Raw genomic sequence first — 26,238 nt, 5'->3', positions numbered from 1 at the left:
TGAATTTAACAAAAGAGAATTAATTCTAAGCCACATTCCTATATTCTATAGGAATGTGGCTTTTTAATGTCAGCTGAAAATTTTCGTAGTTATACCAATGAATATATCTTCTTACCCATAATAAAATGCTGTCACACAAGTTAAGGTCTAAGTATTTGGGTAGTAGCGCTTTACATCATTTGGTATAAACTGCCTGTATTCTAATTTATTTCAAGTAATTATAATTGTAAGAATAAATTGAAAAAAACCGAAATTAAAGTAAAAGTATATTGAAATTAAAGTAAAATGTTGATAAAATAACAATTGAAAGGTTTACAAAAGGAGGGAGACTAATATGAAAAGAAAAAAATGTGATGAATTATTAAATGAATTCAAACTTCAAAAAGTTGAATTTAAAGCTAATAAATTAAAATTTGTTTTAAATGACAATAAAGATATATATAACATAACAGCACCATTTGAAATTGATAATGAAGTAGTTATAGCAGGAAGAGTTGAAGCAAGGGATTCCGAACATTCGAAAATAATGTTCTTTAAAGAGATTGAAAATGAGTGGAGAGTAATTGAGGGAACCCCGATTTTTGATTTGCAAGATCCATTTGTAACTAAAATAAATGGAGAATTAGTTTTAGGTGGAGTAGAGATTTACGAAACAGGAAATGAAGACATGCCTATATGCTATAGAACTGTATTTTTAAAAGGAAATTCATTAAAAAAATTAGAAAGATTTGCTGTTGGACCAGACAGAATGAAGGATATAAGACTACTCGAGTTATCAAATAATAAAATATTAGTATTTACAAGACCGCAAGGTGAAATTGGGAATAGAGGTACTATAGGTTACTTTATTATGAGGAGTTTAGAAGAGCTTACTATAGAAAACATAGAAAGTGCGAAACTTTTAGATAATATGTTTTATGAAGAAGAATGGGGTGGAGCAAATGAGCTTCATTTACTTGAAGATGGTACTATAGGAGTTTTATCTCATATAGCTAAGTTTGATAATGAGGGAAATAGACATTACTATTCATCAGTATTTACATTTAATCATGAAACTTCAGAATATAGCAAAATGAAGTTAATTGCAATAAGAGATAATTTTGAAGAAGGGGCAGCAAAGAGACCTGATTTAATAGATGTAATATTTAGTGGTGGATTAATAAGAAAAGAAAACGGACAAGCGGAACTTTACTGTGGAGTAAGTGATGCAGAAGCTCACAAAATATTAATTAGAGATCCTTTTAAATTTTAACTGCATTTCAGAAGGCAAGTCTCCCACTTCTATAAGTGGGAGTATCTACTATAAGTAGGAGATACTTGCCCTAACAAATAGAAAACTTCAGTGGGGGTATAAGTCTCATTCTGAAGTAGTCAATGCATCTTAGGCGAAGCTATTGCAGCTGCCCAGGAGATGATTTAATGAGAAAATAGTAAGGGAGAAATTTAAAATGAGAAAAAATAAAGTAGTTGCAGTTTTAATGAGTTGTTTATTAGGAACGTCATTATTAGTAGGGTGTGGTGGAAGCAATAAAGCGAACTCAAGTAATAATCCGGATGGAACACTAGTTATTAATGGTGATTACATAGTGCCTCCAGCTGCACATGGCAATCCATTTATAGGCGGATTTGTAAACGGTATCGAACCGTATATGCAAGATAACCTATTTGTATATGCACCATTTCCGTCAGCAAAATTTAAATCTCATTTAGGGGAAAGTTATACATTTGAAAATAAAGTTTTAACAGTTAAATTAAAAGATGGACTAAAGTGGAGTGATGGGTCACCATTAACTACTAGAGATGTTGAGACTACTTTCTATATGAATATTGGAAGAAGACAGGTTTGGGAATTTTTAGAAAATATACAAATTGTAGATGATACAACTATGAAGTTTAACTTTAAAACAGAAAGTCCATTAATAATAAATATGGCCTTTGATATTAAAATTAATGCACCTACATCAGTATATGGTAAGTGGGCAGAAAAATATAAAGAAATAGCAATGACAGGAAGAAAGTATCATCCAGAAACACTAACTTTCTGGTATTTAGAAGAGTCTAATAAGAAGTTACAAGACTTAAATATTCAATTAGAAGGATTTAAGCCAAAAGTAGAGGAAACTATTGGATCAGGCCCATTTACTGCAAAAAATATTACAACTTCAGAAGCGTTATTAGTTCAAAATCAAAATTACCGTGAAGAATTAGATATTAAACAATTAAGGGTTATGAGAGTAGTTACACCGGAAACAGCGGCAACAGCTATGGTGGATGGAACGCTAGATATGCACAGTGGTGGTATTGTTAGAGATGTAGAAGAACAAATTAAAAAGGGTTTAGACACATATAAAGCGCAGTATGTTTCAGAATTTAGTCAAATGTCAGTTGTATTTAACACACAAAAATATCCTGCAAATAAAAAAGAATTTAGACAAGCTATGGCTTATTTAATTAATAGAGAAGAAATAATGCCATTAACAGAACCAGGTAGTTTAAAAAGTGAGACTACATTAACAGGTCTTCCAGCTACATTACAAGAAAGCTGGGGAGTAAAAGATTTTGCGAAAAATGAATTAACAGATTATTCATTTGACCCTGAAAAGGCAGAAAAATTACTAACATCGATTGGTTGGAATAGAAATGCTGCTGGTACTTGGACAAATGAAAAAGGCGAAGTTGTAACATTTGAATTAGCTTGTAACAATGGGTGGGGTTCAGCTATGTTGCCAGGTGAAGCAATTGCAACAAAACTTAAAGAGTTTGGATTAGATGTTCAATTTAGGCCAATGGAAGGTTCAGCGTTTAATGATTACTTTACTAAGAAAGAGCACACTGTAATTATTGAATTTGCCCCAACTGGAAATGTACTATATGCACATCCATATGGAAGTTACGAAGCAATTTATAGATCGAGACCATTCTTAATGGGATTAGAGACAAACGAAGAAGGAAATATAATTATTGAGTCAGAAGGTGAAGAAGTAAATGTAACTGATTTAGTTAAGAAACTATTTACAGCCAAAGGTGATGAAGTACAAGAAATAACTAAGAAATTAATGAAAATAACTAATGAGCAAGCATATTTTATTCCTTATTTAGAAAAAGGATTCCCGATAAGAACTCTAAAAGATAATGTTACTTTAGGGTTTGGAAATGATGAAACAATAAAAGATGTTAGATACTCCGGTGTAGGAGAAAATCTACTTGCAACTTTAATAAAAGAAAAGACTATAACTTTGGGAAAATAATATTAAAGGTGTCTTATACATATTATAGGACACCTTTTTTCAAGGGAGGATCATTATGATAAAGAAAATTTTAATGTTATGTTTAACTGTTATATTTGCAGTTATAGTAACATTTTTAATAATAGAACTTATGCCCGGAGATCCTGTAGATGTATTAGCTAGGGAAATGGTTAGTACACAAGGAGTGCCTTATGAGGAAGCATATAAAAGAGCTGTTATGCAGTTGAATTATGATCCAAATGTTCCACTAGCTGAAAGGGTTTTAGATTTTGGTGAAGGAATATTAAATGGAGATTTAGGACAGTCATTAAAGTTTAAAACAGATGTTAAAGATATAGTAATGTCAGCATTGCCATGGACATTGCTTATAACCGGTGTTTCAACAATACTAGCATTTACAGTAGGTATAAGCATTGGGATGGTTGCTGCGTGGAAAAGAAGTAAAAAGCTAAATCTTTTATTAGATACCTCGGCATCGGTTTTAGGAGCTATACCAGAGTATATTATAGGGTTTTTCTTAATATTAATATTTGCAGTGAATTTAAGGATGCTACCATCTAAAGGGGCCTATTCAACAATGGTTGATGTCGGATTTAACATGGCTTTTATAGCAGATGTTGCAAAACATGCTATTTTACCAATACTGGCATTCTTCATTGTTAACGTAGTGAACTGGATAGTAAATATGAGATCAATAGCAGTTGGAATATTAAGTGAAGATTATATTCAATATGCAAGGGCAAGAGGAATAACTAATAAAAAGATAATTTTTAAATATGTAGGTAGAAATGCAATGTTGCCAATGGTTACATCATTAGCAACTACTTTTGGATTATTAGTAGGTGGTTCACCACTTATAGAAAATTTATTTTCATATCCAGGGGTTGGTTATTATTTAAATAATGCAACAGCAAATAGAGATGTTACTTTAATGCAAGGGATGTTCTTTGTAATAATAATAACAGTTATTTTATGTAACTTCTTAGTAGAATTATTATATGGGTTTGTAGACCCTCGTTTAAGAAGGAAGGGGAGAGCATAAATGAAAAACAAGCTAAGTTCATTATGGGAAGGGATAGTTAATTTCTCGAGAGTAATAGTTACAAATAAACAAGCAACTTTTGGAGCTTTTATATTAATCATATTTACATTGATGGCAATATTAGGACCAATTATGTTAACTCCTGATAAGGCTAACTATGTAAATAGATTACAAGGAGCATCATTTCAACATTTATTAGGTACCGATTTTGCAGGAAAAGATACATTGAAACAATTCATATTAGGTTCAAGAGAGGTTTTAACAATAGCTCTTTATGCAGGTGTTTTCACATTGAGTATTGGGGTTACAGTAGGAATTACATCAGGATTACTTGGTGGAATAGTTGATGATATTTTAATGATGATAACTAATGTAGTTCAGACAATACCTAACTTTCCTGTATTAATGGTTATGTCATTAATAGTAAATATTGATAGTTCATTAAAGTTTGGGCTTATATTAAGTATATGGTCGTGGGCGGGACTTGCAAGGGCAGTAAGGTCACAAACATTATCTTTGAAAAATAGAGATTTTATTGAGGCAAGTAGAATTTTAGGTATGAGTAAGATTTATATTATTATAAATGACATTTTACCAAATATTATATCATACATAGCAGTTAACTTTATTATGATAATGAAATCATCAATACTAGCAAGTGTTGGATTAATGGTATTAGGATTAGCTCCGTTTAAAGGAGATCATTGGGGAATAATGCTGGATATGGCATTAAACAAAACGGGAGCATTATTTGGTTCAAAAGCGATAATATATCTATTAACACCAATTGTAGGGATTGTTTTATTCCAATTAGGATGCTTTATGTTTAGTAAAGGGTTAGAGGACGCATTTAACCCAAGAATAAAAACTACTATAGCTATAAAAAGAAAAACAAAAGTAATGGGAGTTTAGGGGTGAGAGTATGGAAAAATTATTAGAATGTAAAAATATAACTGTAGAATTTGACGTAAAATATTTTAATGAAGATAAAGTTTTAAAGGCCGCAGATAATATTACTTTAGATATTTATAAAGGTGAAATGTTAGGGATAATAGGAGAAAGTGGAAGCGGTAAATCAACTTTAGCTTCAGCCATGTTAAATTTAGTAAGAGAGCCAGGTAGAATATCAAGCGGAGAAGTTGTTTATTTTAATGGTGTAAATTTATTAGCCCTTTCGGAAAAGGAATATAACAAATATAGATGGAAAGATATATCAACAGTATTTCAAGCTGCACAAAATTCACTTAATCCAATAGCAACGATAAAAGATCATTTTGTTGAAACTTATACTACACATTTAGATAAAGTATCTAATGAAGTAATGATGAACCGTATAAAAGAGTTATTGAACTTTGTTAGGTTAGATGAAAAAGTTCTAGATTCTTATCCATTTGAGCTAAGTGGTGGAATGAAGCAACGTGTATTAATAGCATTAAGTTTATTGCTTGAACCAAAGTTAATAATATTGGATGAACCTACTACTGCTTTAGATGTAATAACTCAGTGGTATATATTGGAAATATTAAGAAAAATAAATAAAGAAAATGGAGTTTCTATAGTGTTTTTAACTCATGATATATCAATAATAGGCTCTATGGTTGATAGAATAGCTGTAATGTACGCAGGAGAATTAGTAGAAGTTGGTGATGTTTTAGATGTATACGAAACGCCGAAGCATCCATATTCAAAAGCATTATTAGCTGCAATACCTTCATTATATGATGATGTAACCACAAGAAGATCTATAAAAGGGGCACCTATTAATATGTTAGATTTAAAAGGTGAATGTAGATTTAAAAATAGGTGTATTTATAAGGGAAAGGTTGGCTGTGATGGGTCGGATGAAAATAGTAAAGAGCTTATCAAGGTAAAGGATAATCATTATAGTAGATGTAAGTACTGGGAGGGAATTTAAAGTGAGTAATTTAATAAAAATAGAGGGTGTAAGTAAAAGTTTTGGAGAAGGAAAGGAACAGGTTAGAGTATTAAAGGATATTAATCTAGAAATTGGAGACGGTGAAATATTAGCTGTAGTAGGGGAAAGTGGTTGTGGTAAAACTACTTTAGGAAAGATTATCGCAGATGTTCATAAACCGACAGAGGGGAAAATACTTTATAAAGGAACAGATATAAATGTTCTAAAAAGGGGGGATTATAAGGACTTTAGAATGGGGGTGCAAATGGTGCATCAGGATTCATTTGCAGCATTAAATCCAAATAAAACTATCTTCCAATCATTAAGCGCCCCTATACTAAAACATAAAATTGTTAAAACAAATGGAGAAGCTTTAGATCTATGTACAGAATATCTAGAGGAAGTAGAATTAACTCCAGTTGATCAGTTTTTACATAAATATCCGCATCAATTAAGTGGAGGACAAAGACAAAGAATATTATTAGCAAGAGCTTTATTAGTGAAACCTAAGCTTATAGTAGCAGATGAGCCAGTATCGATGGTAGATGTATCATTAAGAATTTCGTTATTAGATTTAATGGCAAGGATGAACAAAAAACATGGAATTTCTTTTGTTTACATAACACACGATTTAGCTACAGCAAGATATATAGCTAATGAGGGGAGAGTTCTGGTTATGTATTTAGGATCAATTGTGGAATTAAATAATATAAATGATGCAATAACAAATCCTAAACATCCATATTTTAAAGCTTTATTAAAAGCGGTTCCAGTTGCAAATCCAAAAAATAAAAATATGATTTCAAACTTACCGTTAAAGACAATGGATATTCCAAGTCTTAAAGATTTACCAAGTGGATGCAAGTTCAATCCAAGATGTATTTATTCAAATGAATTATGTGAAAAAGAAGAACCAAAACTAAGAAAACTTGGGGATGGATTTGTTGCATGTCACCATGCAGAAACTATTTAACGACATTTCAGCTCATCAGGGGATGATTTAATATAGCAAATAGGAGTGTGTTATTACGGTGGAGCGAATTTCTATAGACATTAGTAAAGATGAAAACAAGAAATACACAGTAAGTTTGTTGAATAGTAACAAAGTTGTAGCAAAGGATGATATTAAAAATATAAAGATTACTATAGAAAATGAAGATAGATCATATAGAGAGGTTATAAGTAATATAGATATTGATACTGTTGGTTATTATGAAAATGAAATTATCTGTAATTGTAGATATTACTGCAAGATGCTAGAAACGTATATAGATATTCAAGTTGTTTATAAAGTAGTTAATGAGGCCTTAGTGGAGAAAAGAATAATACTTAAGCAAACAAATATACCTATGCTGTTTTATAGTATAGAGAACTCTATAATTCCAAGTGAGGAGCCAAAATGTTATTGGAGTTTTGATAATGATAATAACAATGGTGGTGTGGTGAGAGAAGTATTTCCAGCAGCGGGATATGTAGTGGGAAAAGCATATGTTGGATTGCTGACAGATGCTGGACACAGAAATTATTGGACAAGAAATATTAGAAGAAGGCCACATTATAACAAACTAGGATTTACAGCAATAAAAGAGGCTTGTGATATTAATCTTTATAGAGTTTCAACTTTATCTGATAGAGAAAAAGGTGATCATTATGTGAAGATAACTTTAGGAGAATTAATAGATTTTAATAACGGGAAAAAAGAAGTTGTTGAAGTAGATAATGATTTTATAAATAAAGATAATGAAGGAAGTTTAATCATAACACTAGATCTTGAAGATGGGTATTATGATATAAGTTTTGATCATAGGATAAATGGAGAATTAAGTGTAGTTGTTTTGAAAGAATTAACAAAAGATAATTACGAAGTACATGGTTTTGATTATCAGAATAATATACCATCTTATAAGGAAACATGGACTAGCTTCCAAGATGGATTAATACTATCAAATACGGAAAATAAAAAGAGCCTCTTAGTGATAAAGAGTAATGATAATGAATCTATTGATATAAAAAACTTAAAGGTAACTAAGGTAAATGGTATAGAAAAACCATTTCATAGGTTGGAACAAGGTAAAAGTTGTGAGAAGAAGTTATTCATACTTATTAAGCAAATGGATGGTCTTCGAGATATACGTTACTACAGCCAAGTGTTATTAGCAGATGGGTTAGGGTTTAATGGAAGTGATGTTGAAAAAATTCTTTTTGCAGATATGCAGATGTTAACATGGATAACTAGTGCATATGACTTTTTGCCATTAAATGTACCTAGCTTAAATTATGCCCCAGATATGTATAATAGAGATTCTTTTTGGAGTGTAGCGGGGGTAAATGATAAGGAATTGAGCAAAAAACTTTGGGAAAAGTGGGGTTCAACTCAAAATGAAAATGGAACAATAGGAACCATAATAACCCCATATATGGGAAGCTTAGAAGTAAAAGGTAACGAAGCTACTTGTGAATGGATATGGTGGGCATATATAAATAAAATCAAGTATGGAATAGAACCTAATATGAGCAAAGTTAAAAAAGCTTATAACTATTGTATTAATGAGTTTGATGAAGATGGTGATGGTATAGCAAAATCACATTTTGTATTAGGTCAAAATGATGTTCAAACATATTTTGAAGGTGGAAAAACATCAAGTGTATCAGTTAATCAGGGTGTATTTGCAGTGACATTAAAAGTTGCTAAGGCCTTAGGCATAGATGTGCCAGATGATTATATAGAGAAAGCTAATATTGGGTATAAAAGCTTTTATAGCAATGAAAAAGGATACTTATTAAATACTTTAGACTATAAAGATGCTATATCAGTAGGTGATTTGATGCCTGAATTTGTTTCATTATGGTTCTTTAATGAAGGGTTACTTAATGAGGGAATTGTAAAAAATACACTTGAAAAAATACCAGTTATTAATGATTGCGCAACTTTTATAGGACATGTTAATAACAAGTATTTTAGTGGGGTTGATAGTCCTTTTGATGAAAAGTTTAGCTGGAGTGATGGAGTATATTATAATGGTGGTAGCTGGCTTAGAGAAGAGATAATGGCATATGCAGTTGGAGTGAGATATGGATTAGATGACTATAAGAACAGGATTTTAAATAGAATGGATAGAGAGATAAACCTAATTAAAGATGATCCGGTAAGTCATGAATTTTTACCAACGGATTTATCTAAGGAAGGGTGTTTATGGAAATCTATAAGGGTTTTTTCTTGGAATGTATTTGCAATAACAGCATTAGAGGTAGCAGGAATAAGAAAAACAAAAGGGTGTGTTAATAATGAGTTTTGCTAAAAGAAGTAATATGAATCCCCTTATAAAACCAAGTGACGTGAAACCAAGTAGAGAAGATTTTAAAGTTGATGGCGTATTTAACTGTGGTGTTTGTAAATATGATGATGAATATCTATTATTATGTAGAGTTGCAGAATCTGTTAAAGTTGATAAGGAAGATGAAGTAAAGATACCTGTAGTAGTAAACATAGATGGAAAAGATGTAATAGACATAGTTTCATTTAATAAAGAAATAGATACGCAATATGATTATTCAGATGCACGTTCTTTATGGATTACGCATATTGGAGGAGTAAGAAAAATTGCTTATTTAACTTCATTATCACATATAAGGATAGCAAGATCAAAGGATGGAGAAAATTTCATCATAGAAGATGAAGCTTTTATTAAACTTACAGCTTCAGAAGAAGAATGGGGAATGGAGGACCCAAGAATAACTAAAATAGAGGATACATATTATGTGAATTATACATCTGTGACTAGAAATGGTGCAGCCACTTCGTTAGTTTCTACAAAGGATTTTAAAACTTATGAAAGACATGGAATTATATTTGCCCCAGAAAATAAAGATGTAACTATATTCCCAGAAAAAATAAACGGGAAATATATAACATTTAATAGACCCGTTCCATGTGCAATCGGCGGAGCAGATATGTGGATAGCAGAATCACCTGATTTAGTACATTGGGGAAAACAAAAACATTTTTATGGTGGTTCAAATGAAGGAGCATGGGAAAATGGAAGGGTTGGAGGAGGTGCAGTACCATTCTTAACAGAAAAAGGTTGGATAAAAATTTATCATGCAGCAGATAAAAATGATAGATATTGCTTAGGAGCATTCTTACTTGATAAAAATGATCCTAGCAAAATATTAGCCAAAACAAGTAGAGCTATATTAGAACCAAAAGCTACCTATGAAAAAGAAGGTTTTTTTGGTAATGTAGTATTTACATGTGGATGTTTATTTGAAGATGGTATTGTTAAAATATATTATGGCGCAGCAGATGATAAAGTTTGTAGAGCAGATATAAAAATAGAAGATATATTCACTTTAATGGATAAATAACACATAAATCCTTAATATTGTAGCTCCGCAGGAGATAATTTGATAAAATTAACTGATAGCCTTATAGTATATTTATGGTAGGAGATATTAGATGAGAAAAGTAATAATGAAAGATATAGCAGATAAATTAAATATATCTATTAATGCAGTATCATTAGCATTAAATAGAAAGGCAGGAGTTAGTGAAGAAACAAGAAAGACAGTTCTTGATGTGGCAGAGCAGATTGGTTATTTGGAAAAATCAACTAAATTCATTCTGTCATATGCAAGTAAAAATATATGTGTTTTAATAAGAAAATTATATTTTGAAGATAATTATTTTTATTCTAAGATAATGATGGGGATAGTTGAGGAAGCGAGAAAAAATGGATACGACATAATTACGTGTATGATTGATGAAAATGAGGAAAATATTCCAAGTTGCATTGAACATAAGAAGGTATGTGGAGTAGTTGTAATAGGTGCAATAGATGATGATTATTTGATAAAGCTAAAAGGTTATAAGGCGCCAGTAGTTTTAGTAGATCATACATCGTTATTAGAAAGTACAGATAGTATTTTGACAGATAACAAGCTTGGAAGCTTTAAGATTACGAAATTACTTTTAGATCGTGGATATAAAAAAATAGGTTTTTTTGGAGAGCTAGAATATTCTCTAAGTGTAAAGGAAAGATTTTTTGGATATCAAGAAGCTATGAAAAAATTTATAAATTTCAAGGAAGAAAATAAAATAATTGATTTTATAAATAGATATTCAGTTTTAGATAATTTAGAAGAGTATGTAATAAGACAAGATTTAGAATGGGTAAAAGAAAAAATAAAGTGCTTAAAGGATATGCCAGAAGCATTTGTATGCTCAAATGATAATGCTGCTATTATTCTAATTTCATCACTTAAGGAAATGGGATATTCAATTCCACAAGATATAGCAGTTGTAGGCTTTGATGATATAGTGTTAAGCTCATTTGTTGTGCCTAATATTACAACAGTGAGAGTAGAAAAGGAATTAATGGGACGTAAAGCTTTAAATAAATTATTATGGAGGTTAGATCATAAAAACGAACTAAATGAAAATATAATTATGAGTGTAAGTGTAATTGAAAGAGATTCAGTAGGTGTAAAAGAGTAAAGTATAGATTAATTTATAATCTGTTCAAATAGGGAGAAGTAAAAAACATGGATAAAAAGTGGTGGAAAGAATGTGTGTTCTACGAAATATATATGTCAAGTTTTATGGATGGAAATAACGATGGAATTGGGGATTTTAAAGGAATAACATCTAAATTAGATTATTTAAGTGAATTAGGTATTAAGGGGATTTGGCTTACACCATTTTATCCATCTCCTAAAGTTGATAATGGTTATGATATATCAGATTATTATAATATTGATAAATGTTATGGTACTTTAGAAGAATTTAAAGGATTCATAAATAAGGCACATGATTTAGGAATAAAAGTAATAGTTGATATAGTTTTAAATCATACATCAAGTGAACATTCATGGTTTAAAGAATCAAGAAGCTCTAAAGATAATGAAAAAAGAGATTTTTATATATGGAAAAAAGACAAACCTAACAACTGGGAGTCATTTTTTGGTGGAGATGCTTGGGAATTTGATAAGAAAACAAAGGAATATTACTATCATGCATTTGCAAAAGAGCAAGTAGATTTGAATTGGGCAGAACCTAAGGTCTATGATGCAATGAAAGATGTACTTAAATATTGGATTGACCTGGAAGTAGATGGATTTAGATTTGATGTAATTAACTTTTTAACAATAAAAAATGACTTTAATAAAGATAATCCATATGATGAAAAAGGTGAACAAATACATAGAAATGATAAAGATCAAGATGGAATTATAGACGTTATAAAAACTTTAGTAAAAGATATAAGAGAAATAAAAGAAGATATTTTCCTCGTAGGAGAAATTGGATCAGATGAGTTAATTGAACTGAAAAATTACTCCGGTAAGAATTTATTAGACGTAGTGTTCAATTTTAACTTAGGTAGTATGAAGGAATTTTCAGCGGAGAAAATATATAAAGAAATTAAAGCTATGAATGAGGAATACAATTCAGAGCAAATACCAACAATATTTTTTAATAGCCATGATATGGGAAGAAGTGTTTCAAGATTTAATCCAAATGGAGAGAAAAATGGAATTGAAAGAGCGATGGCAGCTTTATTATTAACAACTTATGGTGTTCCATTTATGTATTTTGGAGAGGAAATTGGGATTAAGGATTTGGTTTGCCTCGATATAAACAAAATGAATGATGTTCAAGGGATTACAAAATATAATATAGAAATTTCAAAAGGGAAAAGTAGAGAAGAAGCATTAGCTAGTGCAAATAAGAGTTCTAGAGATAAATCAAGAAGTCCAATGCAATGGGAAAATTCGGAGTTTTATGGATTTAGCAAGAGTAAATCTTGGATAAACATAGAAGATAAGGTAGATGACATATCAGTAGAAGTTTGTAAAAAAAATAAAAAAAGTTTATTATACTTGTATAAAGACCTTATTAAAATAAGGTATAATAATCCATGTTTATTATATGGAACATATAAAACTATTTTCTTTAAGAAAAATATACTTATTTTAGAAAGAGAACTTCATAATGAAGTAATTAGAATTGTAATTAACTTTGGTATTAAGGTATATATAGAAAATAGCATTGGTCAAGTTTTATATTGTAGCAATAGTATAGAAAATGGGCTGAAATTGAATCAGTTTGATTTTATAATAATTGAAAAGAAATAGGTATATCAAAGCAGATATACCTATTTCTTTTCAATTATTAAGGCTTTTGTTTTAGAATTTAAATAAAAAAGTCAGACATAGTAATAAATATATCGCATAATAATAAGTGCATATTTTTTTATAATTTATATATATATAACCTATAATATTTATTTATTTGGTACAATGAGATAAATACAAAAGAAATGGAGTGGATGAGAATGAAAATGCTTTATTATGATTGTTTTTCAGGTATTAGTGGTGATATGAATTTAGGAGCGTTGCTAGACTTAGGTATAGACGAGAAATATTTAATCGAGGAATTAAAAAAGCTAAATATAAATGGGTATGAAATAAAAGTATCGAGAGATAGTAGAAAAGGTATAGAGGGCACTAAGGTGGATGTAGATTTAGAGGAGCATCATCATGTACATACTCAGGATGGAAGTGAAGGAGAACACTCTCATGGGCATGTGAGCAATAATCATAGCCATGAGGAACATAGAAACCTTAAAGATATTGAGAAAATTATAGATTGTAGTGAGTTAAGTTCTAAAGTGAAAGAATTAAGCAAAAAAATGTTTATGAGGGTTGCGAGAGCTGAGGCAAAGGTTCATGGAAAAACATTGTATGAAGTTCACTTCCATGAGGTAGGTGCAATAGATTCTATTGTGGATATAGTAGGAGCTGCTATTTGCATAAGTCATTTAAATGTTGATAAAATAATGAGCTCATCTATAGAACTTGGTGGTGGGTTTGTTAAATGTGATCATGGACTTATACCAGTACCAGCACCTGCTACTGTGGAAATTTTGAAGGGGATACCGGTAAAAATGGGAGCTGTACCTTTTGAAACTACAACACCTACAGGTGCTGCAATTCTTGCAGCTAACGTCTCTGAATTCAAAGATGATAACGATTTTATTATTAAGAAGATCGGCTATGGCATTGGTAACAGAGATACTGAAATTCCTAATGTACTGAGGGTCATGTTAGTAGAAGAGGTAAATAATTTGTCTGATACTGAAAAGAAAGAAAATGAAGGGGAAGTATTTCAAGAAATTGTGGAATGTAATATAGATGATATGAATCCAGAGATATATGAGTATATTCTTGATAAGCTTTTTACAAAGGGTGCTTTGGATGCATACTTAACTCCAATTATAATGAAAAAAGGCAGACCAGGCGTAAAAATAAGTGTTTTATGTAAAGAAGATAAAATTGAAAGGATGAAAGAAGTATTATTTAAAGAAACTACTACATTTGGAGTAAGAAGTTTTAAAGTACATAAAACAATGCTCCAAAGAGAATTTACTAAAATGAACACTAGCTATGGTGAAGTTACTGTGAAAGAAGCTTACTACAAAGGTGAAAAAATAAAGAATAAGTTAGAATATGAGGAGTGTAAGAAAATAGCCCGAAGTGTGGGACTCCCTATAAGCAAAGTATATGAGACATTAAGGAATGAAATATAACATTATAGATATAAAAACATAAAACTGTAAGCTTAAATTAAAAAAGGTGGAGAATATATGAATACAGAAGAAATGAAGAAATTCCTTAAGTCCGTTAAAAATGGTAATATATCCATTGATGATGGTGTAGATAAGTTAAAAGATTTGTCTTATTCAGATTTAGGATTTGCAAAAATCGATAATCATAGAGAACTTAGAGTTGGTTACCCGGAGGTTATATATTGTGAAGGGAAAACTGTGGATCAAATAAAGGGTATAGTTAGTTTAATGATTACTAAGGATATAAATATTCTTGGTACAAGGGCCTCTAGGATCATGTATGAAGGGGTAAAAGAGGTATGTGATGATGCTGAGTACAATGAACTTGCAAGAACAATTGTAATTAAAAAAAAGGACGTAGAGATTCCAAGTACATATATTGCATTAGTAACAGGAGGAACTTCTGATATATCAGTAGCGGAAGAGGCAGCTATTACAGCAGAAATCTTTGGGAATAAAGTTGAAAGAATTTATGATGTAGGAGTAGCGGGTATTCATAGGTTGTTTGAAAATCTAGATGTTATAAGGCGCGCGAAGGTAGTTATTACTGTGGCGGGAATGGAAGGCGCTTTAACTAGTGTAGTTGGAGGCTTGGTGGATAAACCAGTTATAGCTGTTCCAACTAGTATAGGATACGGAGCTAATTTTAAAGGACTTTCGGCATTGCTATCAATGTTAAACAGCTGTTCTAGTGGAGTTAGTGTTGTTAATATTGACAATGGCTTTGGCGCAGGATATTTAGCAAGTATTATCAATAAACTATAAATTAATTTTTAAAAAGGAGGCTTGCATACTCATTATGCAAGCCTTAATTATGGTGTGTTTGAAAAGTGTATATTACATAAAATATAGTTGCAGTAATATATACTTTTCTTATTGAGCAGGGGATTCGCGATTGTATATATCTGCATAGACTTTGAGAGTGCATTGTGCAGTGTTCTGCCATGAAAATTTTTTAGATCTTATTAATGCTTTAGAACTTAATTCTGATCTTAGAGCTTCATTACTTAATAAGTTACCTATGGCGAGAGACATCTCTGAGATATCATATGGATTTATTAAAATCCCACCGTCACCCACTACCTCGGGAATAGAAGTAAGGTTAGATGCTATTACAGGAGTGCCGCAATTCATTGCCTCTAAAGGGGGGAGTCCAAAGCCCTCATAAAAAGATGGATAGATGAAAGTATCACAGCAATTATAGAAAAGTGGTAAATGATCTTCAGGTACAAAACCGATAAAAATAACATGCGAGCCTATTTTCAATTCATTCGCAAGTTTTATGAGTTTTTGACCGGAATCTTTATAGCCACCTACAATAACTAAATTATACTTTTTATTTAAATCTTTATATATTTTAGAAAAAGCAATTATGACAGAAGCCACATTCTTTCTTTCACTAAATCCTCCTAGGTAGAGTATAAAGGGATCTGTTAAATTATATACAGCTTTTAGGAAATTCCTACAGTGGACCTTTTCTAAAGGAACATATTTTTTATCTGCAGCTAAAGGAGTTACAAAAATCTTACTTTCGTCTACTGGGAAAAATTTTAAAATATCGCGTTTAGAGAATTCGGATACAGTTATTATCCCATCAGAGCCTCCTATAATCATTGGCATCTCTTTTAAAAATTTCAGCAAATAGCCTCGGCCTACTGTTTCGGGCATAACATATGGAATTAAATCATGTATCGTGACTACTTTCTTGCAAGTTATTTCCTGAGAAAAACCTATACCATTTTGGGGCATATGATATATGTCTATGTTTTCTTTTGAAATGTTTTCTGGAAAATAGTAATCTTCAAAAAATCTTTGATGCTTTTTAGAGGTCATTACTATTTTGCAGTTTTCTTTTTTTATAATTTCATAATTGTTGCCTGACCAAAAAACATGGTAATTATTTACATTATCTATGTTAATTAAATTTTTAAACACATTTTCGGTATAAGTTCCTATACCTGTTCCACTATAGAAATTGATGCCTCTAGCATCAATTGCAATCTTCATAGGTTTCACTCCTTAAAATTATTATAAAAACCCTATATTTATAATTATAAATTTCATTTGAAAGACAATATATATTAATATATTGTTTTTACTTAAAAAGTGTGCTAATTATAAAAATATAATTAAGCACAAATTATTGAGAAAGTTCATATACTGCAATAGAACAATATTGCGGAGGCATGCATTTGGAAATCCAGGAAGTAAAGGAGACGGTACAAGATAATTATTCTCTTTGTATTAATGATATAGTGAAAATAAAAAATGTTTACAGGATAGAAACTGAGAATGACATGTATTGTTTGAAAATCATTAATTATGACTTTAAGCATTTTTTATTTATTATTGGTGCAATAAAACATCTGCAGGGCAATGGTTTTGAAAATATACCGGAAATTATTGAGACTATCGATAACAAGGAGTATATAGCCATTGAGAATAAATACGCTTATTTAACACCTTGGCTAAAAGCAAGGGAATGTAATTATGATAATCCAGTGGAAATAAAATTATGTACTTTAAAGCTTGCAGAGCTCCATAAAAAAAGTTTGAATTTTAAAGTTACGCCGGACATGTCGCCCAGAATAGGATGGCTTAAATGGATAGAAACTTTTAAAACTAGAGAAAGAGAAATATTGGATTTTAAAAGAAGAATAGGTGAAAAAGAATGCATTACGGAATTCGATAGCGATTATTTAAGAATAATGGGGGAAGAGCTCGCACGGAGTAATAGATCAATAGAAAATTTATGCAAAAGTGAATATGTAAGTAAGATGAAAGGAGAAATTAAACATAGGGGATTCTGCCATCACGATTATGCTCATCATAATGTATTATTAGATAAAAGTGGTGGCGTGAATGTTATTGATTTTGATTATTGTATTCTAGACACTCATTTACATGATTTAAGTAGCCTTCTAATACGAAGAATGAAGAATGGCAAATGGAGTCCTGAAAATGCGCTTTTTATAATGGAAGCGTATGATGATGCATTTTCGATATATAAAAGTGATATAGAAGTAATGGCAGCATTTATGGAATTTCCTCAGGAATATTGGCAAATAGGAATTCAATATTATTGGGAAAAAAAGGATTGGGGAGAGGAGTTTTTCTTAAGGAAACTTGAAAAAATGCGTGAGGATAGAGTGGATAAGCAAATTTTTATTGAGAAATTCATAAAAATAAAATATGGGAGGTAGTATTGTGGGGAAAAATAAAAAGGATGGGTGCATTGATGAGCTTGAAATTGATGTAATTGATCCGCAGGAATCCACTGTAGAGGAATATGACATAAGGCTCGAGAATATGGAAGAGGAAGTTAAAAAACTGAAAAAAATAAGAAAAAGGAAAAAGAAAATTAGTGAGCTTGAATTGCAGCAAAGAGAGATATTAAAGAAAATGGACAAAAATTATAAAAAGACCAGATAGTACTTGGCTATTATATATCAATTGACTAATAGATTTAAATTGAGGTGGTGCGAGTGGCGATAAGCATCTATAATGAATTTTCAGATTATATGATGTTTAAAGGTATTAAAAATGTAGGTGAAATTGAATCTAAGAACATAGACGTAACTGAAGAAGCAATAATAGAACAATTTCGTGCTATTTATGCTTTGCATGAAAAATCTCTTGGATTTAATGGGTACCTAAGGAATAAGTTAAATAACAATACAGGGAAAATCATAGAGGATTATAAAATTTCTATTAAAAAGTTGGCCGGAGACATAAATAATATTATAAAATATGAACCGAAAAATTCATTTGAACAATTAATTGTTAAATATGGAAAGGAAGTTATAGATAGAGGGCAGCGGTGTATAAGAGAAGTATACCAATCAGATTATTTAGGGATTATAACAAGAAGCATGAGGCGTTGCGAAATATGCTTAGGAAATACAGATTTTAAAAATATTAGAAAAAATAATTTTATTGAAGTGGTTAGTTTTAAAGACTGTAGTTACAATATGGTGGAAATGGATTGTTTCCTTTTGCTTAGTAAGTTAAAAAGAAAAGGAGTGAAACTTGATTTTCATAATCTTACTCAAGAGTTCTGCTACATTGAAGGGCTAGACACAAGAAGTTCAAAATTTTTAATAGCTTTAATTTCTTACCCTCATGAATTCATGAGATGTTGTAATAAGCATCGGGCAGGTAAAAAGAATTGGAATGAAGAAAGGTTTTCTGAGAAACTTATAAAGGCTTTGATTCAAGATGGGGATTCATTAATTTAAGTTATTAATGCAATGATAAAAGAGGTGAGAACATGTTAGATGTTAGATTTAAAGATAAGGCTTATTTAAGTAAATATGATTTAGATGTAGATTTATTTAGCGAGTTCGATCTAGTAGTTGATGATGTTATTCCGGTAAGAAAAGTATTCATACTTAATACGGATAAAGGTGATAAGGTTTTAAAAAAAGTAAACTATAGCATTTCCCAACTTGAATTCATTAATTATGCGATTGAGTATATTAGAAATAATAATTTTAATAGGATCATTGAATTCGAAAAGACAAAATCCAAACTCATATATGTCCCTTGGAAAAATGATATATATTGTATTATGAATTTAGTAGAAGGGAGAGAGTGCGAGTATAGTAACCCAGTGGATGTAATGCTCGCGTCTAGGGCAATAGCTGAGCTTCATAAGGCATCGGAAGGGCTTGTATATGAAGGTCCATTTGAAAGGTTACTCGCAAAAAATGAGCAACGGTACTTATGTGGTAGAATAATACAAAATTTTAAAAAAAAATTAAATGATCTTATGTTCTTTAAAAGCATAGCAACTCGAAATGAAAATAAAAATGAATTTGATTATATATTTCTAGAACATGAGGAATATTATGAGAAAAATATAATGCAAAGCATAGATATTCTAAGCGAATCAGATTATTACAATTTATGCAAGGAAAAAGAGAAAATTGTATTTTGCCATCATGATTTAGCTCACCATAATATATTGATTAATAGGGAAGATGTATATTTCTTAGATTTTGATTATGCAGTTATAGACTTAAAGGTGCATGATATTTGTAACTTTACAAATAAAGCCATCAAAAATTCTGCTTATGATATAGAAAAGGCCAATGGTATTTTAAGCGAATATATTAAAGTATTACCATTAGATAATCGGGAATTAAAGGTATTGTATGGCATGCTTAGCTTTCCAGAGGACTTTTACAGTATAGCTAGAGATTATTATACAAGGAAAAAACAGTGGAGTGAAGAGGTGTTTTTAAGCAGATTAAAGAAGAAAGTGGAAGGCAGAGAAGACAGAGAAGGGTTTTTAGAGGCCTTTAAGAATCATTATAATTGTTAGTTTAAAAGCCCTACATAGTTGTAATTACACTATGTGGGGCTTTTGTTTTGATAATTTGATAATAAGGACATTTATTTAGGTGTCCCTAATATATTTTGATAAGCACTTAGAGTAGTTGCAGCTGTATGTTCCCAAGTTAGGGTGGAGGCTCTTTTTAATCCTCTAGTTATTAGGGATTGTCTTAGGTCATTATCAAGGAGCACATTATACATTTTTTCACTTAAGGAATTAATATCATATGGATTTACAAGTAAAGTTGAGTCCTTAACTATTTCGGGGATAGAGGTGGCGTTAGAGGCGATTACAGGAACGCCACAAGCCATTGCTTCAATTGGAGGTAATCCAAAACCTTCATAAAATGAAGGGTATACAAACAGCTCACAAGCGTTATACATGAAGGGAATATAGGTCATGGATATAAAACCTGGGAAAATTACTTTATCATCAATGTGTAAATCTTGTGCTCTTTTTATATATATATCATATGATTTACCTTTGCTACCTGCAATGACTAATTTAATATCTTTTTTTAATTTTGGTAAAAGCAGACTAAATGAATTTAGTAATCCGAGAATATTTTTTCTGGGACTAAATCCTCCAATATAAAGAATATAGTCTCCTGTAATAGAGTAATTTTTTTCGATTATAGATTTACTAAGAGCTTTGTCATAAGGTTTATAAATATCTTCACTAGCTAAATAAGTGACATATATTTTTTCTCTTGGGTAGTTAAAAGCTTTAATAATATCTTCCTTTGAATATTCAGACACAGTAATTATTCCATCACATAAGGGAATGATATTGGGCAATTTTTCATTGAAAATTTTTAAATATTGCTCACCAACTGTATCTGGCATTTTATACGGAATAACATCATGTAGCGTAATAACGAAGGGACAGGTTTTCTTTGACGGCAGCCCAATGCCGTTTTGGGGAACGTGATATATGTCCAAAGATTTATCTATTAATTTGTTAGGAATATTCACCTCGTTCCAAAAGTTATTTTGACTATCTTGCTTAATGCTTTCTATATGAAAATTTTCTTTAAAGGGTATGGCAAGCTTACAGTCGTCTGGCACAAAAAGCGAATAATCATTAAAATTGTCTATTTTGTTTAAAGAATTAATTAGCTGGTAAGAATAAGTTCCTATACCAGTTCCTCTATACCATTTTGCAGCTCTAGCATCAATTCCAATTTTCATTTTAAGACTCCTTAAATACTGATTTAATAGATGGATATATTTTATTATATTAAGCGAAAGCATAAATGTTGTTAAAACATACAATAATTTATTCTAAAATGAAATATTAGTAATATAAATTATAGGGGGGGTGAGTAACATGATGAGGGAATTTGAAATTGAAAGACAATATGGTATTAAGATAGAAAGTATACGTCCCAATAAGGGAGTGTATTTTTTAAAGACGGATGACGGAGCTAAGTGTCTAAAGAAAATCAGTTACGGGACACAAAAACTTTTGTTTGTATATGGAGCCAAAGAGCATCTTGCAAAAAATGGATTTGACAAGGTTGATAGATATTTTTTAAATACTGAAGGAAATCCTTATGCATTAGTTAATGAAGATATTTATACACTATCAACCTGGATAGATGGTCGCGAATGTGATTTTCACAATGAGGAGGATTTAGTTGAGGCCGCAAAAGAATTAGCTTATATGCATATTGCATCCAAAGGATATGATCCACCAGAAAATAGTAAGTTAAAAACGGATCTTGGAAGATGGCCACATCTGATGGAAAAACGAATAAAGTCCTTTGATAAAATGCAAGGTATGATTAGAAAAAAGAAGAATTTTAAAACAGATTTTGATATGAATTATATCAGGAGTGTTGATGATCAAAAAGAATTAGCCAAAAGAGCTATGGCAATACTCGATGACTCTAGGTACTTCGACATATGTAGGCAAACAGAAGAAGAAAAAGGATTTTGCCACCATGATTATACTTATCATAATATTATTATTGATAAAAATAATGATGTTAATATAATTGATTTTGATTACTGCAAAAGAGAAGTAAAAGCATACGATTTATCTAATTTTTTGATCAAGATGCTTAAAAAGCAGGATTGGGACATAAAATATGCTGAAATAGTATTAGAGGCGTATAGCAGTGTAAATCCTCTGTTAGAAGAAGAGTACAGACTCATATATGCATTTTTAGTATTTCCACAACGATATTGGAGGCTTTGTAATAGGTACTATTATAATGAAGTTACCTGGATTCAAAATACTTTTAACAAGAAGATGGAGGAGTTAATTTCTGAAAAAGAAAAGTATATGGCATTTATTGAAGAATATAAAAAAGTCTTCAATCAGAGGTAGAATAAACCATGGTATTTATTAAAGTTATGTAAATATAATGTTTACATAACTTTTTTTGATTTCACCTATTCACTATATTTTCATAATATATATTATGGGTTTAAATATGGAGGTGGTATTGTGAAAATAGGCGACATCGTAGTAAGAAAATCTTATGGCGGAGACATTACATTTAAAATAATAGATATTGTGCCAGGAGATAATGATGAGGTGTATTTACTTAAGGGAATAAATTTAAGAATAGAAGCTGACTCTTTAAGTGAGGATTTAGAATTAGTAGAAGAAGATGCCATTTATGAAATTGATAAGGTTTTTAATAAAAAGGTAAATGCATCTATTAAAAGAGTATTAATGAATAGAATTAAAGGGAGCAGGGGAGACAGAGGATCGGCTATAGATTTCAAAGGGAAAATTAAAGATTTGCAGTTAAAACAAGAAAAATACAAAGAGTACAAAAATAAAGATATGGTTTTTGGAAGACCCGGAAAAATACTGCACGTTGATGGTGATGCAGAATATTTAGAAGTGTGCTTAAAAACTTATAAGCAGTTATCATTAAATGCTGTAGGGATGATAATATCAGAAAAAAATCAACCAAATGAAATAGTGAATTTAGTAAAAGAAGTTAAGCCGGATATAGTAGTAATAACAGGACATGATGGTATGGTAAAAGGAATAAATGATTATATGAATTTAAATAACTACAGAAATTCAAAGTACTTTGTAGAGGCGGTTATGGCTCTTAGATCTTATAATAGCAATTATGATGATTTAGTAATATTTGCAGGGGCATGTCAATCCTGTTATGAGGCAATTTTAGATGCTGGTGCTAATTTTGCTAGCTCTCCAAATCGCGTCTTAATCCATTGTTTAGACCCCGTGTTAGTTTCTGAGAAGATTGCTTATACAAATATAGAAAATGTTGTAGCTATAGAAGATGTTATACAGAACACTATAACAGGATTAGATGGAATAGGTGGATTACAAACTAGAGGAAAGTATAGAGAGGGGTTTCCTAAGTCTAAGTATATATAGGTGCGTAGGTTATCTTTAAAAAATTTACTAGAATGCTGGTTATTTTATTTTGAGTAGTTAAACAAACTATCATAGATTGTATTAAAAATGGTATGTAAGTATACTACATTAGTGATTTATAAGGTAAATGCTCATAAAATAGATAATAATTAATTATGCGACGAATAATCGATGAAAATGAATTTTGTTAACATAAAATCAACATTGACAAAATTGTTAAAGTAGTGATAAAATATAAAGCTTACTTGACAAAGAGGAATATATGATATATAATGTAAAGTGTGGAAAGAGGGTGTTTGCTTTGGAAAAAATAAATGTACTGACTTCAATAAAAGATGAAATTGAAAGTCATGTTGGCGAAAGAGTAACATTAAAAGCTAATGGTGGAAGAAGAAAGATTCTTGTGGATAATGGAGTTATTGAAAAGACTTATCCAAATATTTTTGTTATTAGATTAGAAAAAGACACCCACAGGACAGTGACGTATAGTTATTCAGATGTTTTGACAAAAACAGTTCAAATAGTTTTTGCAGGATAAAACGATACTGTATCATAGTATCGTTTTTTATATTTATAAATAGAGAATAGGCATATGAAAACAAATAACAAATAACAAATAACAAGTAAAATATACTAGCTTGTTATTTGTTTTCATGTGACTGATATAAGATTAACAGAGCATATATTAAAGGGAATGCATTGGGTTATTAATAACTGTGTATTCCCTTTATTATATGGTTTTTTATTATGTTTAAAATGTATTACCGATTTTGAGCATTAATAGTAATATATACTTTTTTCTTTCTTATTAGAGAATTATGTTGAATTTTGCAATACGAATAAAAGTATTAAATATCATATTTAAGTGTCTATTTCTATATATATTAATAGTAGGTATTTTAGGAGGGTAACAACCTATAAGTGGTACCCCAATAGAAATACGAGGAGGCATAATGTGGAAATAAATTTGAAAAGAGAAAACATAGAGTATGAACAATTGTTAGGAGAAAATACTGTTGATACAGTAGTGAAAGAAGAATATGTAATACCGGATACTCATCCTGATGTTAAGGAAATTCTTATGTTAGATGTTAAAGCCTTAATAAATTCTAAAGAAATAATTCAAGATAAGGTATATTTAGAAGGCGAAATTCAATATAATGTACTTTATATTACAAAAGGTCAAGAACGTACTGATGTGGAGAACGTTGTATATAGTTCAAAGTTCTCAAATACAATAGATATAATGGGCGCGATGCCTGAAATGCTTTGTGATGCTGAATGTTTTGTAGAACATATGGAGTGTAGAATAGTTAATGAGAGGAAAATATGTCTAGAGGGTATTTTAAAATCAAAATCTGAGGTATATAAAAATTTCAATTTCCAAATAGTTAAGGATATTGAAGCAGTTAAGGATATTCAATATTTAAAAAATCCTACGAGTATAGATAAAGTCATAAGGAATTTTAATGGTGAGCTTATTGGAAAGGCTAATATAAAAGTTCCAATGGAAAATCCAGAAATTGCTAAAGTTATAAAATGTGATGTTAATATTCATAAGAAAGAAGTGAAATTGTACGAAGGAAAAATTCAAATAAATGCTTATGCAGTTATTAATATGATATATAAGGGCAAAGATAGCAGGGAATTAATTTATATTGGGCATGAGGTTATGCTAAATAAAGAGTTAGATTTTCAAGATGTGAATCCTTACATGGATCAGTATACAGACTTTAAGGTAGATGCTATGGAATATGATATTAAGGAAGATGATTTGGGAGAAAAAAGAATTATTGATGTAGAGTTTTTGATAAAAACTAATACGAGAGGCATGCACAAAGAGGAAGTGGATATGATTGAGGATGTATATTCACCGACTACAAAGCTTGAGATGGATAAAAAGGATTATGGACTTAATGTAATGCAAGGACAATTATTAACGGAGACCTTAGTTAAAGGAGATATAGAACTAGATAGCAGCAAGGGTAAGCCTAGCAAGGTCATTATGTGTAATGCCACCGTTTGTGTAACAGATAAAAAGGTGATTGAGGATAAGGTTATAATTGATGGCATAATGAATGTAACTATATTATATAGAAGTGATGATGAAGAAAAATATCTTTCCGCTGTGACTGATGAGATCCCTTTCAGCTGTGGGGCGGATATATTAGGTGCTAAGATAAATATGAGCAGCATGTGTAAAGTTTCACTCGAAAATATAAATGTAGATATTGAGGCAGCGAATATGGCTGTTAGAGCTGTGGTTAAAGTATATGTAAGAGTAAATTATATGGTACAGAAAAAATTTTTAGTTGATGTTTATCCAATAGAAGGGGAGGCGCCTAAGAAAAAGGCTAGTGTTACTATTTATGTAGTTCAATCATCAGACACCTTGTGGAAAATAGCTAAAAAATATAATACAACAATGCAAGAAATTGCAAGAGTGAATCAAATAGAAGACCCTAATATTATAAAAGTTTCACAAAAACTTATAATACCAGGTAGAATAATCATATAAAAAATAATATGGCTGACTGAAAATTGATTGTATAAATTAGTTTTCAAGTAGCCCTAACCCCTATGTGGTATAAATAACACATAGGGGTTTTATTATGTTTGGCATAGCATTTTTTAAATTATAGGTAGCAATATTAAATTTGTTGTAATATACTGATTTTATTAACAATGTTTCACAAGAAATG

The 26,238-nt window shown here is 30.5% G+C and carries 23 protein-coding genes; 20 read left to right on the top strand and 3 right to left on the bottom strand.

Features of this window, described 5'->3' with window-relative positions; translation table 11 throughout:
* Positions 1-25: 25 nt before the first annotated feature.
* Positions 26-139 (bottom strand): IS3 family transposase, encoded by a 114-nt coding sequence (locus ACWJKE_RS11760; RefSeq protein WP_369811874.1) that lies wholly within the window; start codon positions 137-139, stop codon positions 26-28.
* Positions 140-334: 195 nt separating this feature from the next.
* Between ACWJKE_RS11760 and ACWJKE_RS11755 the strand changes: the two genes are divergently transcribed.
* From ACWJKE_RS11755 to larB, 12 genes are all read left to right on the top strand, one after another.
* Complete coding sequence (locus tag ACWJKE_RS11755; protein WP_220286851.1) at positions 335-1,252, top strand: DUF1861 family protein; 918 nt, start codon at positions 335-337, stop codon at positions 1,250-1,252.
* Positions 1,253-1,448: 196 nt separating this feature from the next.
* Positions 1,449-3,248 (top strand): ABC transporter substrate-binding protein, encoded by a 1,800-nt coding sequence (locus ACWJKE_RS11750; RefSeq protein WP_216303393.1) that lies wholly within the window; start codon positions 1,449-1,451, stop codon positions 3,246-3,248.
* A 55-nt stretch (positions 3,249-3,303) separates the two neighbouring features.
* Positions 3,304-4,290, top strand: coding sequence for an ABC transporter permease (locus ACWJKE_RS11745; RefSeq protein WP_462953353.1), 987 nt, complete (start codon positions 3,304-3,306; stop codon positions 4,288-4,290).
* Positions 4,291-5,202 (top strand): ABC transporter permease, encoded by a 912-nt coding sequence (locus ACWJKE_RS11740; protein ID WP_165413268.1) that lies wholly within the window; start codon positions 4,291-4,293, stop codon positions 5,200-5,202.
* A gap of 10 nt (positions 5,203-5,212) precedes the next feature.
* A complete protein-coding gene (locus ACWJKE_RS11735; RefSeq protein ID WP_216303391.1) occupies positions 5,213-6,205 on the top strand; it encodes an ABC transporter ATP-binding protein in 993 nt (330 codons plus the stop codon).
* A gap of 1 nt (position 6,206) precedes the next feature.
* A complete protein-coding gene (locus ACWJKE_RS11730) occupies positions 6,207-7,178 on the top strand; it encodes an ABC transporter ATP-binding protein (RefSeq protein WP_462958840.1) in 972 nt (323 codons plus the stop codon).
* A gap of 58 nt (positions 7,179-7,236) precedes the next feature.
* Positions 7,237-9,504, top strand: a complete 2,268-nt coding sequence (locus ACWJKE_RS11725) for a hypothetical protein (RefSeq protein WP_462953350.1) — start codon at positions 7,237-7,239, stop codon at positions 9,502-9,504.
* Complete coding sequence (locus ACWJKE_RS11720) at positions 9,491-10,570, top strand: glycoside hydrolase family 130 protein (protein ID WP_216303389.1); 1,080 nt, start codon at positions 9,491-9,493, stop codon at positions 10,568-10,570. The genes ACWJKE_RS11725 and ACWJKE_RS11720 overlap by 14 nt, the downstream gene beginning before the upstream one ends.
* Positions 10,571-10,661: 91 nt before the next feature.
* Positions 10,662-11,699: a LacI family DNA-binding transcriptional regulator gene (locus ACWJKE_RS11715; RefSeq protein WP_462958839.1), complete on the top strand. Its 1,038-nt coding sequence runs from the start codon at positions 10,662-10,664 to the stop codon at positions 11,697-11,699.
* A 47-nt stretch (positions 11,700-11,746) separates the two neighbouring features.
* A complete protein-coding gene (locus tag ACWJKE_RS11710) occupies positions 11,747-13,336 on the top strand; it encodes an alpha-amylase family glycosyl hydrolase (protein WP_216303387.1) in 1,590 nt (529 codons plus the stop codon).
* A gap of 200 nt (positions 13,337-13,536) precedes the next feature.
* Entirely contained in the window at positions 13,537-14,790 is a 1,254-nt protein-coding gene (larC, locus tag ACWJKE_RS11705) for a nickel pincer cofactor biosynthesis protein LarC (RefSeq protein WP_462958838.1), read from the top strand.
* A 57-nt stretch (positions 14,791-14,847) separates the two neighbouring features.
* Positions 14,848-15,594 (top strand): nickel pincer cofactor biosynthesis protein LarB, encoded by a 747-nt coding sequence (gene larB / locus ACWJKE_RS11700; protein WP_216303385.1) that lies wholly within the window; start codon positions 14,848-14,850, stop codon positions 15,592-15,594.
* A gap of 108 nt (positions 15,595-15,702) precedes the next feature.
* On the opposite strand, the gene ACWJKE_RS11695 is transcribed toward larB, so the two are convergent.
* The gene (locus tag ACWJKE_RS11695; protein ID WP_462958837.1) at positions 15,703-16,836 is read right to left on the bottom strand and encodes a glycosyltransferase family 4 protein; all 1,134 of its coding nucleotides are present in this window, start codon (positions 16,834-16,836) and stop codon (positions 15,703-15,705) included.
* A gap of 185 nt (positions 16,837-17,021) precedes the next feature.
* Here ACWJKE_RS11695 and ACWJKE_RS11690 point away from each other — a divergent pair, with 185 nt between their 5' ends.
* The 4 genes from ACWJKE_RS11690 to ACWJKE_RS11675 are packed head-to-tail and all read left to right on the top strand — an operon-like array spanning position 17,022 to position 20,155.
* Entirely contained in the window at positions 17,022-18,032 is a 1,011-nt protein-coding gene (locus ACWJKE_RS11690; protein ID WP_462953346.1) for a CotS family spore coat protein, read from the top strand.
* A gap of 4 nt (positions 18,033-18,036) precedes the next feature.
* The gene (locus ACWJKE_RS11685) at positions 18,037-18,261 is read left to right on the top strand and encodes a hypothetical protein (protein ID WP_216303382.1); all 225 of its coding nucleotides are present in this window, start codon (positions 18,037-18,039) and stop codon (positions 18,259-18,261) included.
* A 53-nt stretch (positions 18,262-18,314) separates the two neighbouring features.
* On the top strand, positions 18,315-19,067 hold the full coding sequence (locus ACWJKE_RS11680) for a protein kinase family protein (RefSeq protein ID WP_220286858.1): 753 nt from the start codon (positions 18,315-18,317) through the stop codon (positions 19,065-19,067).
* Positions 19,068-19,099: 32 nt separating this feature from the next.
* Positions 19,100-20,155, top strand: coding sequence for a CotS family spore coat protein (locus ACWJKE_RS11675; RefSeq protein ID WP_216303380.1), 1,056 nt, complete (start codon positions 19,100-19,102; stop codon positions 20,153-20,155).
* Positions 20,156-20,226: 71 nt separating this feature from the next.
* Here ACWJKE_RS11675 and ACWJKE_RS11670 read toward each other — a convergent pair whose 3' ends face one another.
* A complete protein-coding gene (locus tag ACWJKE_RS11670; protein WP_462958836.1) occupies positions 20,227-21,357 on the bottom strand; it encodes a glycosyltransferase family 4 protein in 1,131 nt (376 codons plus the stop codon).
* Between the two features lie 139 nt (positions 21,358-21,496).
* On the opposite strand from ACWJKE_RS11670, the gene ACWJKE_RS11665 reads away from it, so the two are divergent.
* From ACWJKE_RS11665 to ACWJKE_RS11650, 4 genes are all read left to right on the top strand, one after another.
* Complete coding sequence (locus tag ACWJKE_RS11665) at positions 21,497-22,501, top strand: CotS family spore coat protein (protein WP_165413253.1); 1,005 nt, start codon at positions 21,497-21,499, stop codon at positions 22,499-22,501.
* Between the two features lie 120 nt (positions 22,502-22,621).
* A complete protein-coding gene (yabG, locus tag ACWJKE_RS11660; protein WP_216303378.1) occupies positions 22,622-23,536 on the top strand; it encodes a sporulation peptidase YabG in 915 nt (304 codons plus the stop codon).
* A 262-nt stretch (positions 23,537-23,798) separates the two neighbouring features.
* Positions 23,799-24,074, top strand: coding sequence for a Veg family protein (locus ACWJKE_RS11655; protein ID WP_369811873.1), 276 nt, complete (start codon positions 23,799-23,801; stop codon positions 24,072-24,074).
* Between the two features lie 417 nt (positions 24,075-24,491).
* Positions 24,492-26,054, top strand: a complete 1,563-nt coding sequence (locus ACWJKE_RS11650) for a DUF3794 and LysM peptidoglycan-binding domain-containing protein (RefSeq protein ID WP_216303377.1) — start codon at positions 24,492-24,494, stop codon at positions 26,052-26,054.
* Positions 26,055-26,238 lie beyond the last annotated feature (184 nt).

The organism is Clostridium sp. CM036 (assembly GCF_055081135.1).
The sequence above is the reverse complement of the archived record's forward strand: the minus strand, read 5'-3'. Positions and strand labels throughout refer to the sequence as shown.